Genomic DNA, 15,332 nt, shown 5'->3' on the forward strand with positions numbered 1-15,332 from the left:
ATAGCCCCATTCATTCATCCTCCACAATCAGGTCCGTACAACCTTCTCCTCCCGGCTCATATCAGCTGCCCTTGCTGACATGTCCGCCTTGGCCTTGTCCTCCATGGTCAGCTGCTTGTACAGTACATCAGCCAACCCAACGCCACCGGCCTTGGCCATCTGATTGACCATTTCCGTATCCCGCATATCCTGCAAAATCTTATCTGCATTGGAATCCCCAAAGAGGCTGTTTTCCGGCACCGTTGACCGCATCTCCCGATACATCATGTTCAGGAACATGGCCTCAAAACCCTGACAGGCCTCCCGCAGCTTCTTATCATAGGCCAGCTCCTCCGGGGTCAGCTTTCCCGTAGGGTCCGTGGCCTGCTTGTGGGGGTGGGCCACATATTCCCGGGCCCGCTTCAGCTCATCGGCAAAGCCCTCTGCCTCCTGCACTGCCTTGGTCCCCTGATCCTTGGCCTGCTGGGCCAATACCCAGCTGCTGTTTATATTTTCGATATGCATATTATCACCTGCCTAGATAATCTCCAGCTCTGCATGAAGAGCTCCGGAGGCCTTGATGGCCTGCAAAATGGAAATAATATCCCTTGGGGTAGCCCCTACTGCATTAAGGGCTCCCACAATATCATTAATATTGGCTGTAGCCGGCAGGACGATGGAATTTGCCGTCTGCTCCTCCACCTCGGTGGTTTCCTCCTTGGTCACCACGGTACGGCCCATACTGAATGGCTCCGGCTGATTTACCTCAGTTTCCTTGGCGATTTTTACGCTGAGACCACCCTGGGTAATGGCGATGCTGTCCACTGACACATCTCCCCCCATTACAATGGTTCCGGTCCGCTCGTTGACCACTACCTTGGCCACATTGTCCGGGGTCACGTAAAGCTCCTCCAGGCTGGCCACAAAATCCACCACATCCTTGCGGTAAAAGGCGGGAATAGTCACATCCACCCGTCCCGGATTAGCGGCTCTGGCAATGCCCCCAAAGCTGCCGTTGATGGCGGCCGCCACCCGGCTGGCGGTGGTGAAATCCGCCTTGTTGAGGGACAGGGACAGCTTCCCCCCCAGCTCGGACAAATCATCCTCCACAGTGCGCTCCACAATGGCCCCATTAGGGGTGGTACCCACCGTAGGGAAATTCTTCTGGGCTGACCCATTACCCCGTCCGGCCACAAAGCCGCCGGTGGACACAGCCCCCTGGGCTACGGCATAGACAATGCCGTTAGCCGCCTTCAGGGGAGTCTGTACCAGCGTTCCCCCCTGAATACTGGAGGCGTCGCCAATGGAGGATACCGTAATATCAATATTGTCACCTTCCCTTACGAAGGGCGGCAAAGTGGCAGTCACGATTACCGCTGCCACATTCTTTGGCTTCAGGCCACCGGTATCAAACAATACCCCAAAGGCCTTCATCATGTTGCCAATGGACTGAATAGTGGGCGTCATCTTGTTGGAATCCCCGGTACCATTAAGGCCCACCACCAAGCCGTAGCCCACCAGCTGGTTGGAGCGAACCCCCTGGACCTTGGCAATATCCTTTATTCTGGTAGTTGCACTGTCGGCAAATACCACACCGGTGGCCATCACACACAGGCACAGCACCAGTGATACTATCCTGACAATATATTTCATGCTAATCCTCCAGTATCCACTGTACATTAGAACAGGAAATTGAAAATCTGGGTAATAATTCCCTGTCTCTGCTTGGCATTAAGCGGACCCTTGCCATCAAATTTCAGGGTGGCCTCCGCCACCTTGCTGGAAGGCACCGTATTAAGATAGCTTATATCCTCCGGGCGAATAATTCCCTGAAGGGTAATCTTATGCTCATTCTTGTTATTCCAAATGGACTGGGTACCCTCAATAATCAAATTACCATTAGGCGCCACATCCACCACCGTAACCGTCACCGTACCGGAAGCGGTATTGGAATTGGTGGCACTGCCCTTGGCACTGAAGCTGTCATTTTGGCTGGCACTGGCCGCCGCCAGAAAATCAAAAATACCTACGCCGGCACTCAGATTTTGGTTGCCATTCTTGGAATTGTTGGAATCCTTGGTAGAGGTCATGCTGGCCCGCTCATTGATAATAATCGTCACCAGATCCCCCACCTGGCCTGCCCTGCGGTCGGAAAAGAAATTCCTGGCATCGTCACTCCACAGGCTGACGGCACCTGCCGTAGCCGGAGCCATCACCCCCAGCTGAAAAAACATTACTGCCCCCATAATCACGGACAACACAAATTTCATAAAGCCCACCTGCCTCCAATCAACCATTGGCTCACTACAATATCAAAGGGAAATTTCCACGTTGTTTTCATCAATAACCTTGGCCCGTACCCGTTTTCCCGACACAACATTCATAACAGTAATAAAATCCCCTACCCGGCCGTTTTCCATGGCCTTACCCTGGGTGGTGACCCTGATGCCCTTCACCACGCCGCTGAGATTTATCAGGGCACCGGAATGAATAATAATCGGATTCTGAATATTGGCACTGGTAATAATCTCTCCCTGGCCAATACCCCGACGGGGAACCTTGCCCACCACCTGCTTAATATCGGTAAAATAGTTCCAATTGCCGCCCTTGTATTCCCGTTCATCAATACGCAAATCATCGGCGGTAATCTCCTTGCCCTGGATAAGCTGCTTATTGGCAGTCACCATCATGTCAAACACATGAACCTTCATGAGACACTGCATGGTGGCATACCTTCGCCCATCCAGCAGCACCGCCACATTCACCTGGGTTCCCTTGGCAAACCGGACCCCATTGGGCAGGCTGGTGCTGTAGCTGATGGTTCCCGGCGGCAGGCGCAGTCCCACCGGCACCTTAAGCACCTCAATGGTATGCCGCCGACCTTCGCCACCCTCCAACAAATAATTTTCTATACCGATAGTCGCCTGCTGAATAAGATTGTCCCGGAATATGACCTGGGGCAGCTGCTCAGTAGGCGTCACCGCCACTGCGGCTCCTTCGGAAGCCGACCATGGCAACAGAATGCATATCGCCAGCAGAAGGCCAATCAGTCTATTCATCAACGCTTCAGGCCATTGGCAATTTCCAGCATGGAATCCGAGGTGGTAATGGCCTTGGAATTGGACTCGTAGGCACGCTGTGCCACAATCATATTAACCATTTCATCCACAATCTGAACACTGGACATCTCCAGGGCACTCTGCACCAGGGTACCGGCCCCGTCCACCCCTGGATTGCTGGCCAGCGGCTGACCGGAGGCCGCCGTCTCCACAAACAAATTCTTGCCGATGGATCTCAGACCGGCCGGATTAAGGAAGCGGGCCAGCTCAATCTGCCCCACCACCGTAGGCTCGCCGCCCACTGGGGTGTCAGAAACCACACCGGAGCCGGAAATGGTTATGGAATCACTGGGTGCATTGGCATCCAGCTGAATATTCTGCAGCAGCGGATAGCCCTCAGTAGTTACCAGATTGCGGTTTTCGTCGATTTTAAAGGAACCGTCACGGGTATATCCGGTGGTTCCATCCGGCATGAGAATCTGGAAGAAGCCATCCCCCTCAATGGCAATATCCGTCAGATTATCGGTAATCTGAATATTACCCTGGGTAAAAATGCGGTTGGTGGCGGCCAGCTTGGTCCCCAAACCGATCTGCAACGGCGTTGGATAGGTGGTACCGTCACCGCTTTCAGCACCGGCAGCCCGCAGATTCTGATAAATCAGATCCTGAAACTCCGCCCGCTGAGGCTTGGCACCGGTGGTATTAACATTGGCAATATTATGGGAAAGAACATCCATCTGCTTCTGCTGGCCCTTCATGCCGGACGCAGCAGACCATAATGATCTCATCATAAGGCAAAAACCTCCATTTATTGAACAGAATAAACTACGTGCAAAATGATATTTGGCACTACGCCATTACACGAAATCTAAAGCTCATCTCCAGCCTTTGGATTTATTCGCTAAGATTTCGTACTAAAAAACTGCTTTAATTCATCATAGTATATCGTCAAAACCTTAGATTTACTTAATGGTTACATTAAGAAACTATTAACCCCACTCCCCGCTTACAAGTCGCGAAGCACAAATTATAAATTCCGCATTCCGAATTACGAATTCCGAATTATGAATTACATATTCCGTCCCACTTCATTCACTGATTTCTCAATCATAGTATCCTGGGTGGTAACGGCCTTGGAATTGGCCTCATAGGCCCGGTAATTGGCTATCAGGTTTACCATCTCCGAAACGATATTGGTATTGGACCGCTCCAGCACTCCCTGCTGGATTTCCCCGGTGGCCGCCATCCGACGGTTATTGGGGTCAATGGGACGATACAGATTGTCCCCCACCTTGGTCATGGCCTTGTTGCCGCCCTGAAATTCAAACAAGCCCACCTGGGCCACCGGATTGCCGTCAGCCGTCATATTACCGGTAGGGCCAATAATAACTGTGGCAGCCTCCTCAGGAATATCTATGGGCCGGCCGCGATTATCCAGCACCTCATAGCCGCTGACATTCACCAGGCGTCCCCTGGCTGAACGGTAAAAATTACCATCCCGGGTAAAGCGTTGGCCCTGGGGTGTATTAATCATAAAATACCCATCCCCTGAAATGGCCAAATCCAATGGATTGCCGGTGGTCTGGAAGGAGCCCTGGGAATAATCCGTGGCTATTTCATCTATCTTGGAGCCCATGCCCAGCTCCCCCACAATGGGAGCGTTATTATTCAGGGAAAAGCCCTTGAAGGTGGTCACATCCCGCTGAGTCTTGGACAAATCATCTATTTTACGGATAAGCATCGGCTCAAATTCACTGCTTACCGCATCATCCCGCTTAAAGCCGGTGGTATTGGCATTGGCCAAATTGTTGGCTATGGTATCTGTCCGGTATGATTCCGTAATCATTCCCGTAGCAGCCGTATATAATCCCCGCCACATAATAACTCCTCCTATTAAAAGCTATTTCCAAAAGGAAATAGACCGTTTATCATCCAGCCTATCAATATTTTCCAGGGCCTTGCCGGTGCCCAGGGCCACACAGGACATGGCATCGTCAGCCAGTCCCACCGAAATTCTGGTTTCCCGGTGAATAAGATCATCCAGGCCATAGAGCATGGCTCCGCCGCCGGTCAGGACTATTCCCCGATCCATGATATCCGCTGCCAGCTCCGGCGGACATTCCTCCAGCACCTTCTTTACGCAGTCCACAATCTTGTTTACCGGTGAAGCCAGGGCCTCTGCCACCTGATCCGTGGTCATTTCCACCAGCTTCGGCAAACCGCTGAGCATGTCCCGTCCCTTGACCTCCAGTGTACCATTGCGGGAGCCCGGGAAGGCGGCCCCAATGGATATCTTGATATTCTCTGCCGTACGCTCACCAATCATCAGGTTGAAATTGCGCTTGACGTAATCGATAATGGCCTCGTCGAAGCTGTCCCCTGCTTCCCGCAGGCTGTCACTGGCCACAACACCACCCAGGCTGATAACCGCCACATCAGTGGTACCGCCACCAATATCCACCACCATATTGCCGCAGGCCTCAGAAATATCCAGACCGGCTCCCAGGGCAGCCGCCAAGGGCTCCTCTATGAGGAAGGTCCTTCTGGCTCCGGCCTGCTCGGCCGCCTCCTGTACCGCCCGCTGCTCCACCATGGTAACCCCGGAGGGAACACAAATCATAATCCGGGGGCGGATAACCAGTCTATGCCCCGTAACCTTCTCAATAAAGTACCGCAGCATAGCCTCCGTAATATCATAATCGCTGATAACCCCATCCCGCAGGGGACGGATAGCCACTATATTTCCCGGAGTACGGCCAATCATCTGGCGGGCCTCCTCGCCCACGGCCAGAACCCGATTGGTATCCCGGTCCACGGCCACCACCGATGGCTCTCTCAACACCACGCCCTTGCCCTTTATATATATCAGCACATTTGCTGTGCCCAAATCAACACCAATATCCATCGACATGCCAAACATAATGCAATCTTCCTTCCAAACACACGCCAGTGTGCTGCACGCACCCCAACCATTCTATTTATACAGTATAACTATATAATAAACGGAAGAATTTTTCAATAAGCTTCGTGGGAAACTGTGTTTCCCACGAAGCCCTTGCACGAAAAAAGTCTGGGGGCAAAAGCTCCCAGACTTTTCATATGATATATTATTTTAAGCTATCAGCAGGTATGGCACTCGTCGTAAATGCCGGCTTCCTTCAGCTTCTTAACCACAGTCTCACCCATGGCAGCTACAGTCTCAGCTACAGGAATACCAACAGCGTTCAAAGCCTTAATCTTGTCAGCTGCAGTACCCTTGCCGCCGGCGATAATAGCACCGGCATGGCCCATACGTTTTCCCGGAGGCGCCTGAACACCGGAGATGAAGGCAATAACTGGCTTCTTCATGTTCTCCTTAATCCACTGGGCAGCCTCTTCCTCAGCAGTACCACCGATCTCACCAATCATCATGATAGCCTTGGTCTCATCATCCTCATTAAAGAGCTTCAGAGCATCGATGAAGTCAGTACCCTTAATAGGGTCACCACCGATACCAATGGCAGTAGTCTGACCAATACCAGCGTTGGACAGCTGGAAGGTAGCCTCATAGGTCAAGGTACCGGAGCGGGAGATAACACCTACATGGCCCTTCTTATGAATGTAGCCTGGGATAATACCCATCTTGGCTTCATCAACAGTCAGGATACCTGGGCAGTTAGGACCGATAAGACGGGTCTTCTTGCCCTCCATGTAGCGACGAACCTTTATCATATCCTGAACAGGAACATGCTCAGTGATACATACAACCAAATCCAAGCCAGCCTCAACGCCCTCCATGATGGAATCAGCAGCAAAGCGGGCAGGAACGAAAATTACAGAAGCAGTGGCACCGGTAGCCTTTACAGCATCCTCAACAGTATCAAATACAGGAACGCCCTCTACCTTCTGACCAGCCTTACCAGGAGTAACACCAGCCACAACCTTGGTGCCATATTCCAGCATCTGCTTGGTATGGAAGGCGGCGGTCTTACCAGTTATACCCTGTACAATTACCTTTGTATCCTTATTAATTAAAACACCCATTTCAGCAGACCTCCTTAGTTCTTCTTAGCTTCTTCAACACGCTTAACGATATCCTGAGCGCCGCCCTCCATGGTAGGAGCCATGAATACGTTCTTAACAGGCTTCTCGGTGAGAATCTGACGACCGCGCTCAACATTGGTACCTTCGAGTCGAACAACTACTGGAACTGGGATGCCATCCTGACCGGTCTTCTCAGCAATAATCTGAGCAGCCTTCTGGATGCCTTCGGCAATAACATCGCACTTGTTGATACCACCAAAGATATTTACGAAAATACCCTTGGCCTGGCCACCATCAAGCATAATCTCAAAGGCAGTGGCAATCTTTTCCGGAGTGGAGCTGCCGCCTACATCCAGGAAGTTTGCTGGCTCACCGCCATAATATTTCAAAATATCTACAGTAGCCATGGCCAAGCCTGCACCATTAACCATGCAAGCAACGTCGCCGCCCAGGTTAACGTAGTTCAGACCCTCGTTGGAAGCCCACAGCTCCTTGCGATCCTCTTCAGTTTCATCACGAAGCTCAACAATATCAGGATGACGGAACAAGCCGCTGTCATCAAAGTTCAGCTTGGCATCCAGGCAGATTACATCATCCTCGGCAGTAACAACCAATGGATTAATCTCAACCTGGCTGCAGTCCTTGCCAACAAAGGCGTTGTACAGCTTAATCATGGTAGCGGAGGCCTTCTTGATAGCCTCTGGCTTAAAGTTCATCTTGTAAGCCATGCGGGTAGCCTGGAATGGAGCAAGGCCGATAGCCGGATCAATGTACTCCTTGATAATCTTCTCAGGAGACTCGGCAGCTACCTTCTCGATTTCCATACCGCCCTCTTCGGAGCCAATCATAACGATCTTAGCAGTGGAACGATCATTTACAAAGCTCAGGTAATACTCTTTTGCTATATTGGAGCCTTCCTCAATGAGAAGACGATTAACCTTCTTGCCCTCTGGACCAGTCTGATGAGTAACCAAAATCTTACCCAGCAGCTCAGTAGCATAAGCCTTAACCTCGTCCAGATTCTTGGCAATCTTTACACCGCCGGCCTTACCACGGCCACCGGCATGAATCTGTGCCTTAACAACAGTTACCTTAGAGCCCAGCTCCTTGGCAGCCTCCACAGCCTCTTCAACGCTGAAGGCAGGCTTACCATTTGGTACATTAACACCAAATTCTCTCAGGACCTGTTTGCTCTGATACTCATGAATGTTCATCTTTTCTGTCCTCCTCAAATTTACCCCGTAAAGTATAGGTTCCCACGCTAACGGGTGCTAAGCCCCTCTCCTCTTAGACAGGAGCTAAGCACCCGTAAGCTCTGGATTAATTCGACTACATCCAGTGTGAGAATAAATCTCCCACTGAATAAGTCTCATTGAAATACCCCTGCTAACAAATACATCATATAACTTTTTCGGGAAATTGTCTACATTTATCTGTTTTTCTTGCAAAAATGATAAAAAAATAGGTAATTCGTTTGACAAACTAATATATTTGTTCCATTTCAATAAAAATTAGTCAGACATTAGCTTTTTCATAAATTCATCGGCAGCCATGGGCTTGGCATAATAATAGCCCTGTACCAGCTTACAGCCAATATTCCGCAGGAAATCCAGCTGAGGCTCGGTCTCCACCCCCTCGGCAATAACCTCCATCCCCAGCTCGTGGGCCATATTCACAATACTCTTCATGATGATAGCCGCCTTGGGGGAGGTTTCAATATCCTGGACAAACTTCATATCCAGCTTCAAAATATCCATGGCAATATTCTTCAGCATATTCAGGGAGGAATAGCCGCTGCCAAAATCGTCCATCAGCACCGTAAAGCCGGCATTCCTCAGCCGGCGAAGAATTTTCACCATCTGATTGGGATTGTCCACATAGGCGGACTCCGTCATTTCTATCCGCAGCATCCAGGGCTCCAAATCGTACTTGGCCAACAGGGAGGTCATGAAATCCACAAAATTCTGGTCGTACATATTGACCCGGGATACGTTTACGGAAATGGGCACCACCTCCAGGCCATTATCCCGCTGACGGCTCAGGAAACGGCAGGCCGACTCCCAGGCGAACCGGTCCAGTCTGGTGACAAACCCGTTTTTTTCAAAGACGGGGATAAAGACCCCGGGACTGATCATCCCCCGCTGAGGGTGATTCCAGCGAATAAGGGCCTCTGCCGATTTAATTTTATTGGTATTACAGTCGTAGATGGGCTGAAGGTAAATACAGAAATTATCGTTGTCCAGGGCTCCCTCCATGTCCCGTACCAGCATCTGCTCCTCCATAAGGGCCGTGCTCAGCTGCTCATCATAGTAGGCAAACCGGCGGTTATAATTTCCCTTTACCGTATTCATGGCCATATGGGCCCGATCCAGCATTTTATTTACGGTGAGATACACGTTATCCACTGTAAATATGCCGGCATAAAACATAATGCTCCGATATACTGACAGGGAGCGCATAACCGCATCCAACCCCTGAATCATCAGCTCCATATCCAGGGCATTTTCCGGCATACAAATGGCAAATTGGTCCGCCGATATACGGGCCGCCAGGCCCTGGGTGCCAACCACCGTCTTGAAGTAGGCCGCTGCCGTCTTCAATATCATATCCCCGGTTTCCATATTAAAGAGCTCATTGATAACCTTGAAGCAGCTGATATCCAAATACACGATGCAGTACTGGGTGGAGCGGTTCTCCTGTATAAGCTCTGCCGTCTTGGTCAGCATGGTATGATGGTTGTACAGTCCCGTCAGCTGATCTGTTTCAATAATGGTCTGCATGGCACTGATTTTCTCCGCCTGCAGCCGCTGACGCTCCTTCCGCCACTCATTTTCCTGCCGGGCCATAACGTTCCGGACCCGACATTGAACCACTATGGGATTATATGGCTTGGTGATATAGTCCGCTGCCCCGTTTTCCAGGGCCTGAATTTCGCTGTTCAGCAGCCCCTGGGAGGTGGTAACCACCACGGGAATATCCTGGAACCGGGGGTGCTTGTGCATTACCCCCAGCAGCTCCATGCCCCCCATTACCGGCATGATTAAATCCAGAAGTATAATATCCACATTACGGGACTCCAGAATATCCAATGCCTTCCTTCCGTTAGGGGCCTCCAATATTTCATATTCGCTTTGGAAAAACTGGGACAAAATGGCCCGGTTTATTTCCACATCATCCACTATCAGCATTACGGATCGTTCAGTCATATTTTTCACCACATTTCCCGGAGCCGCAGCTCCAACGCAATACAAAAAGCTATTTTCCATCTCTTCTGTACTTATTCAACAAATATGGCTATTTTCCTTTTTATACAAGAAAAAACCTGCCACCAGTTTTACCTGGTAGCAGGTTTAGTTTGTTTAGTCAGTAACTAAATTCCGTTCTAATTCAGATTAGAAGGAGAAGGTTACCTGAGTGAAGATCTTCTTAGCCTTGTCGTTGTTGTCGCGGCCTACAACCTTGCCATCGAAGTACTGTACGGAACCAACGATGTTCTTCATGAAGGTGTAGTCAACGCCGATCTTCCAGCCCTTAGTACCAATCCAGTTATTGTAGTAAACGGTATCATAGGTAGGGAATGGAGAAGCAGTTGGGCTCAGCTTCTGATAGCCTACATAAGCACCCCAGGAATGAGGTACGGACTCCTTGGCACCCTTGTAGTTAACCTGGATGTTGTAAGCGTCCTTACCAAAGTTCAACAATTCCTTATTGGCACGGGAATAATCGCCAGTGATGTAGAAGTCGCCAGCCTTATAACCGAGACCAACACCCCAAAGACCAACAGAGTCAGTGTTATCAAACCCCAAAAGGCCATTGCTGAAATTGTAGTAACCAACATTAGCATCGAACTTGCCATTTACATACTTTACATGAGTACCGAGAATACGGGTATTAGCATCAGCATTAGCAAAAACCTTAGTCTGAGAGCTCTTGCCGGCATCGATAGTCCAAGAGATCTTGCCGTTCTTACCCATAGCCTTGTTGAAGGTTACCTCACCACCGGTAATGGCCTCATCGAATACCAGACCGTGGAGGAATGGGGAATGATCCATAGGATTCAGCTTACCAGCATAGATATCAGTGGTACCAACCTTGCCATGTACCCACAAACGCTGGATTTCAGCACCTCTAAAGGTATCAGTATCAGTGTCTGCATCGTGGTTCCACTCAACACGAGCCATACCATCAACATTCTTATTGATCTTAACTGCGCTGTTCAAACGGAAGCGGATGAACTGCTCGTCGCGACCATTTCCCCCCCAGCCTTCGAAGTTTTTACCATCCTGCGCATTGCCGCCAGTTCTAGCCCAACGATAACGGATGAAGCCGCTATGCTTTACATTGTCCATACGGGACTCCAGATCGTCCATGCGAACACCCAGGTTAGCCAGCTCATCACGGAACTCAGCAGCCAGCTTGTCAACCATAGCCTTGGAAGCAGAGTCACCGCTCTCGATCTTAGCCATAGCCTTGGCTACGATCTGAGCCATTTCATAACGGGTCATGTTCTGGTTGCCACGGAAGGTGTTGTCAATGGCATAACCATTAACTACGCCCTTGGCCTGCAGCTCGGAAACTGCATCATAAGCCCAGTGGTCAGCAGGAACATCAGCGAAAGGATTGGCAGCTGCAAAAGTAGTGGAAGCAGCGCCTACTACCAATGCGGTAGTCAAAGCGGATACGAGAGTCTTCTTCATAATAAAAACTCCTCCTTTAAAATAAATAATTAATATGCGACATCAGGAGGTCCTCAGAAGCTCTTATCCGCGAGTATCCATGTTCCCTCGCTCTTCAAGCCCTCCTCGGTTCCTGATACATAGGTATAATAACACAATCAAATTTATAATGCAACTGTTTTTGGTAAAATTAATTTATTGCTTATACAATTTTAATCTCGTTTTAATATAAAAGCCTTCCCCTCTGGAGAAGCACCATTCGGGTACTAGGAGCAGAGCTCCGTCGGTGCCCGAAGGGCGGATGAGGTTTATTCCAGCATTTCCCCCACATCTGTATTGTTGCTGGTGTCCAGCTTCCCGGGACGGTATTCCTGGCAAAAGCGCAGCACCTCGGCCATTACCATATTGTTGCCCATGGCCGCATTGGCATAGCCGTACACCATGGATGGCACCTCGCTGTAGCTGGTGAGCCGACGGGTATCGTATTGGTAAATTTTCGTATAACCGTATTGGTAGGACTGATCATTAAGGTTGTATACCACCCCGTAGCAATACATGGTATTGTACAGGGCCTTTACCATATATACATCGGCCATTACCAGGTTTCCCTCTTTTTGTATGGTGTTTACGTCCACATAATACCCGGTATAATCCACACTGTCCACAAAATGGCGGTCCACCCGATGCAGGGGCTCCCCGTGACAGGGCGGCGAATACGGGGCCATCAGCCCCAGGGTCAAAGCAAAGGCGGCAGCCAGCATGGCCACAGCTCCTTTATTCAAGGCTTTAAAAATTTTATTTTTCCTGTTCATCATCCTGTTTAGCTCCATTGTCCTCATTTTCCCCAGCTTCCTGGGTTACCTTGTCCTTTAATACATACTCTCTTCCCGACTCCCCGCCGTGGGTCCGGGCATATTCCTCATGGAAGCGGCGCCGCTTCAGCAGGGCCCGCTCTATATCATCCAGTTCCTCCTCGGGAACCTCCTCCGTGGGCAGTGACTCCCCCGCCGTGGCCCCCTTCGGCAAGGTGGCAGACACTGCCTTCGGCTCCCGGCTCTTCATAAGCAGGAAGGTCAGGCCACCAAATATAAGGCCAAGAACTGCCCCGGCCCCCATGCCCACGGTGCTGCCCTGCCGGGTCCAGCTGTCCTGGGGGGCCATCCTTACCTGCCAATAGCCCCCGGGAACCCGGGCCGAGGCCGAGGCAAATTCCCCTTCCACCTCTGTCTCGGAGCAGGCAATAAGGCCATCATTTTCCAAATTCTTATTGTTGCCGTACAGGGCGTAGCTGTCCCCGGAATTTTGCAGGGCCTGATAGGCCTCATTGACGATCACATCGGGCAGCTTCATGGTCACCGATACGTTGCCGATATAGTCGAATTGGCTGGTACGGGAGTTAAAGGCCAGCACCGGGGACATGGCAATAACCACCATGGTGCCGTCCTGGCGGGTAACGGGCCCCACCACCATGGAAACCCCATCCCCCCGCATGGCCTCCTCCTGCAGCTTGGCAAAGGCCGCCGCCAGTCCCGGATCCCCGCCTATGCTGAACCCGGCCGGGGAGGACATAGGGGGCCGCCCCATGGGACTGTACTGTACCCCGGTGGCGTGACTGCCATTTCCCAGCACGGACTGGGCGGCCGGCAGGAACCAGGCATCACTGGTCCGCTGCTGCCGGGCCATATCGGCCAGCCGTATGGTGTCCGCCGTAAGGCCCCGGGTTATCAGCTGGAGACTGGCCCCGTACTCGTCAGCAGTCTCCTGGGTTCTGGCCAAATTGGTCCGATGGACATAGTGATAGACCCCCATCAGGCCCATAAAAACCCCTCCGGCCACCACCAGTCCCACCACAATGGACACCAGCCATTTATTCCGCCATATATTCGTTGTCGACTTATTTTTTATCATAAGGTTGGTCCCCCTCAAGCAACAGGTACCATTGTCCCACAGTTCCACTAGGCTTCATAGCCTGAAATAGAATTTATATAACAATTGTGTTATACTTAGTTGTGTCATATTTATTGCGGCTTTGCCAATTTTTCCCGAACCAGGCGATTGAATTTCACCCGGGGCAGCATGACGAAATGACCACACCCCTGGCATATGAGGCCGATATCCATCCCCACCCGGTTTATCTCCCACAGGCGGCTGCCGCAGGGATGGGGCTTCTTCATGCGCACCACGTCACCAATTGCAATTTCTATTTTTTCCATAAAATCACCTAATACAATTGTACAGATTTTTTAAGCCAATGGCAATAACCCATGAAATGAAGACTTAATTTAGATAGGTTTTTAACGAGAGCCTGTGAATTAAGCCGAATTTTTTCTGTTGCTTAGCTGAGTACGGAACCGCCACCTGATATAACGAGCTTTAAGATGTCCCCCACCTCTTTAGGTGGGGGAAAACAAACTACAACAGCTGGCGAGCATATCTCCCAGCTCGTTGAAACGCTAATTGGAAGATTTTTCTTCTAAAGAAGAAAAATTTGAACAATGGCGTTATAAGGCAGTCCCGGAGCCCGTTAACATGGAATTAAAGGAGCAAAAAAATTATGAAGGTATCTGCTATCCAGCTGCCCATTCTGCTGGGCAACCGACTACACAATACAACTGTAATGGAGCGCATGGTCAATGAGACCGTCTCCCGGCGGCCGGATGTCATAGTCCTGCCGGAGCTGTGGACCACCGGCTTTTATCCGCAGCCTGTCCAGCAGTTTGCCGATTTGGATGGGGACAGCATTGTAAAAACCATGTCCGCCCTGGCGAAAAGGTATATGGTAAATATTGTGGCGGGCTCCGTGGCGGTAAACCGGGGTGGGAAAATCTACAATTCCAGCTACGTATTTAACCGGTCCGGCCATCTGGTCACCACCTACGACAAGGTCCATCTTTTTTCCCCCTCAGGGGAGGCTGAGGATTTTGCGGCGGGGAACAGGGCCGTGACCTTTGTGCTGGATGGAGTGAAATGCGGTCTGGCCATCTGCTATGACTTGCGGTTTCCCGAATTTATCCGCAAGCTGGCCCTGGAGGAAATCAGCGTCCTGTTTATTCCCGCCGCCTGGCCTATAGAACGGATTGTACACTGGGACACCCTGGTACGGGCCCGGGCTATTGAAAATCAGATGTTTGTGGTGGCAGTCAACGGCATTTCCAATCCGGATGACAATGACTTCCACCTGGGGGGCAGCTCCGCCATCATCGACCCCTGGGGGGAAATCCTGGCCCAGGCCTCCACCACCCATTTGGAAGGAGAAATTATTCAGGCCAACCTGCGCATCGCCATGCAGCATAAAATACACGAGACCATCGATGTATTTAAGGACCGGAGACCAGAGATTTACTAACTAAGAATACAGTAATAGAAAAAACGGCAGGGGCAGTTTACTTGAACATTAAGCTGTGGTGCGTCAGAAAATATTTTTTTCATACCTGCATTAGTAAGAAAAATTATAATTTTTCTTGCTATTCAAATAGTTGAAAAACAATATTTTTAGTACCACAGCTGAGTGAAAGGAAACTGTCACTGCCGTTATCTTATTTAAATACTCAACTTTCCCAGCATAAATTCTGGAACAATCCCTTAATATACCTGC

Annotated in this window: 15 protein-coding genes; 1 reads left to right on the plus strand and 14 read right to left on the minus strand. The window is 50.5% G+C overall.

Going from position 1 to position 15,332, the window contains the following annotated elements; translation table 11 throughout:
• Positions 1–27: 27 nt before the first annotated feature.
• The 14 genes from Q0Y54_RS01795 to Q0Y54_RS01860 form a co-directional block, all read right to left on the minus strand.
• Positions 28–504: a rod-binding protein gene (locus Q0Y54_RS01795; RefSeq protein ID WP_297963687.1), complete on the minus strand. Its 477-nt coding sequence runs from the start codon at positions 502–504 to the stop codon at positions 28–30.
• A gap of 12 nt (positions 505–516) precedes the next feature.
• Positions 517–1,632 (minus strand): flagellar basal body P-ring protein FlgI, encoded by a 1,116-nt coding sequence (locus Q0Y54_RS01800; protein ID WP_297963688.1) that lies wholly within the window; start codon positions 1,630–1,632, stop codon positions 517–519.
• A 26-nt stretch (positions 1,633–1,658) separates the two neighbouring features.
• Positions 1,659–2,249, minus strand: coding sequence for a flagellar basal body L-ring protein FlgH (locus Q0Y54_RS01805; RefSeq protein ID WP_297963690.1), 591 nt, complete (start codon positions 2,247–2,249; stop codon positions 1,659–1,661).
• 42 nt (positions 2,250–2,291) lie between these two features.
• Complete coding sequence (flgA, locus tag Q0Y54_RS01810; protein ID WP_297963692.1) at positions 2,292–3,038, minus strand: flagellar basal body P-ring formation chaperone FlgA; 747 nt, start codon at positions 3,036–3,038, stop codon at positions 2,292–2,294.
• Positions 3,038–3,829 carry a flagellar basal-body rod protein FlgG gene (gene flgG / locus Q0Y54_RS01815; RefSeq protein WP_297963694.1) on the minus strand — a complete coding sequence of 264 codons (792 nt, stop codon included), beginning with the start codon at positions 3,827–3,829 and terminating at the stop codon, positions 3,038–3,040. The genes flgA and flgG overlap by 1 nt, the downstream gene beginning before the upstream one ends.
• A 278-nt stretch (positions 3,830–4,107) precedes the next feature.
• Positions 4,108–4,917, minus strand: a complete 810-nt coding sequence (locus tag Q0Y54_RS01820; RefSeq protein WP_297963695.1) for a flagellar hook-basal body protein — start codon at positions 4,915–4,917, stop codon at positions 4,108–4,110.
• Between the two features lie 21 nt (positions 4,918–4,938).
• Positions 4,939–5,958 (minus strand): rod shape-determining protein, encoded by a 1,020-nt coding sequence (locus Q0Y54_RS01825; protein WP_297963697.1) that lies wholly within the window; start codon positions 5,956–5,958, stop codon positions 4,939–4,941.
• 200 nt (positions 5,959–6,158) lie between these two features.
• Complete coding sequence (gene sucD, locus Q0Y54_RS01830) at positions 6,159–7,061, minus strand: succinate--CoA ligase subunit alpha (RefSeq protein ID WP_297963699.1); 903 nt, start codon at positions 7,059–7,061, stop codon at positions 6,159–6,161.
• Positions 7,062–7,075: 14 nt separating this feature from the next.
• On the minus strand, positions 7,076–8,275 hold the full coding sequence (gene sucC / locus Q0Y54_RS01835) for an ADP-forming succinate--CoA ligase subunit beta (RefSeq protein WP_297963701.1): 1,200 nt from the start codon (positions 8,273–8,275) through the stop codon (positions 7,076–7,078).
• A gap of 297 nt (positions 8,276–8,572) precedes the next feature.
• Entirely contained in the window at positions 8,573–10,312 is a 1,740-nt protein-coding gene (locus Q0Y54_RS01840; protein ID WP_297963703.1) for a bifunctional diguanylate cyclase/phosphodiesterase, read from the minus strand.
• Between the two features lie 141 nt (positions 10,313–10,453).
• Positions 10,454–11,758: an S-layer homology domain-containing protein gene (locus Q0Y54_RS01845; RefSeq protein WP_297963706.1), complete on the minus strand. Its 1,305-nt coding sequence runs from the start codon at positions 11,756–11,758 to the stop codon at positions 10,454–10,456.
• A 287-nt stretch (positions 11,759–12,045) separates the two neighbouring features.
• Positions 12,046–12,519, minus strand: a complete 474-nt coding sequence (locus Q0Y54_RS01850) for a hypothetical protein (RefSeq protein ID WP_297963708.1) — start codon at positions 12,517–12,519, stop codon at positions 12,046–12,048.
• A gap of 13 nt (positions 12,520–12,532) precedes the next feature.
• Positions 12,533–13,645, minus strand: a complete 1,113-nt coding sequence (locus tag Q0Y54_RS01855; RefSeq protein ID WP_297963710.1) for a hypothetical protein — start codon at positions 13,643–13,645, stop codon at positions 12,533–12,535.
• Between the two features lie 110 nt (positions 13,646–13,755).
• Complete coding sequence (locus tag Q0Y54_RS01860) at positions 13,756–13,950, minus strand: DUF951 domain-containing protein (protein ID WP_297963712.1); 195 nt, start codon at positions 13,948–13,950, stop codon at positions 13,756–13,758.
• Positions 13,951–14,291: 341 nt separating this feature from the next.
• On the opposite strand from Q0Y54_RS01860, the gene Q0Y54_RS01865 reads away from it, so the two are divergent.
• Complete coding sequence (locus Q0Y54_RS01865; protein WP_297963714.1) at positions 14,292–15,083, plus strand: carbon-nitrogen family hydrolase; 792 nt, start codon at positions 14,292–14,294, stop codon at positions 15,081–15,083.
• Positions 15,084–15,332 lie beyond the last annotated feature (249 nt).

The organism is uncultured Anaerovibrio sp., from assembly GCF_947302755.1.
In the GTDB taxonomy this organism is placed as follows: Bacteria; Bacillota; Negativicutes; order Selenomonadales; family Selenomonadaceae; genus Anaerovibrio.

Coding starts and splice junctions, on each gene's coding strand:
- Q0Y54_RS01795 (WP_297963687.1), bottom strand. CDS start 504: ATGCATATCGAAAATATAAACAGCAGCTGGGTATTGGCCCAGCAGGCC.
- Q0Y54_RS01800 (WP_297963688.1), bottom strand. CDS start 1,632: ATGAAATATATTGTCAGGATAGTATCACTGGTGCTGTGCCTGTGTGTG.
- Q0Y54_RS01805 (WP_297963690.1), bottom strand. CDS start 2,249: ATGAAATTTGTGTTGTCCGTGATTATGGGGGCAGTAATGTTTTTTCAG.
- flgA (WP_297963692.1), bottom strand. CDS start 3,038: ATGAATAGACTGATTGGCCTTCTGCTGGCGATATGCATTCTGTTGCCA.
- flgG (WP_297963694.1), bottom strand. CDS start 3,829: ATGATGAGATCATTATGGTCTGCTGCGTCCGGCATGAAGGGCCAGCAG.
- Q0Y54_RS01820 (WP_297963695.1), bottom strand. CDS start 4,917: ATGTGGCGGGGATTATATACGGCTGCTACGGGAATGATTACGGAATCA.
- Q0Y54_RS01825 (WP_297963697.1), bottom strand. CDS start 5,958: ATGTTTGGCATGTCGATGGATATTGGTGTTGATTTGGGCACAGCAAAT.
- sucD (WP_297963699.1), bottom strand. CDS start 7,061: ATGGGTGTTTTAATTAATAAGGATACAAAGGTAATTGTACAGGGTATA.
- sucC (WP_297963701.1), bottom strand. CDS start 8,275: ATGAACATTCATGAGTATCAGAGCAAACAGGTCCTGAGAGAATTTGGT.
- Q0Y54_RS01845 (WP_297963706.1), bottom strand. CDS start 11,758: ATGAAGAAGACTCTCGTATCCGCTTTGACTACCGCATTGGTAGTAGGC.
- Q0Y54_RS01855 (WP_297963710.1), bottom strand. CDS start 13,645: ATGATAAAAAATAAGTCGACAACGAATATATGGCGGAATAAATGGCTG.
- Q0Y54_RS01860 (WP_297963712.1), bottom strand. CDS start 13,950: ATGGAAAAAATAGAAATTGCAATTGGTGACGTGGTGCGCATGAAGAAG.
- Q0Y54_RS01865 (WP_297963714.1), top strand. CDS start 14,292: ATGAAGGTATCTGCTATCCAGCTGCCCATTCTGCTGGGCAACCGACTA.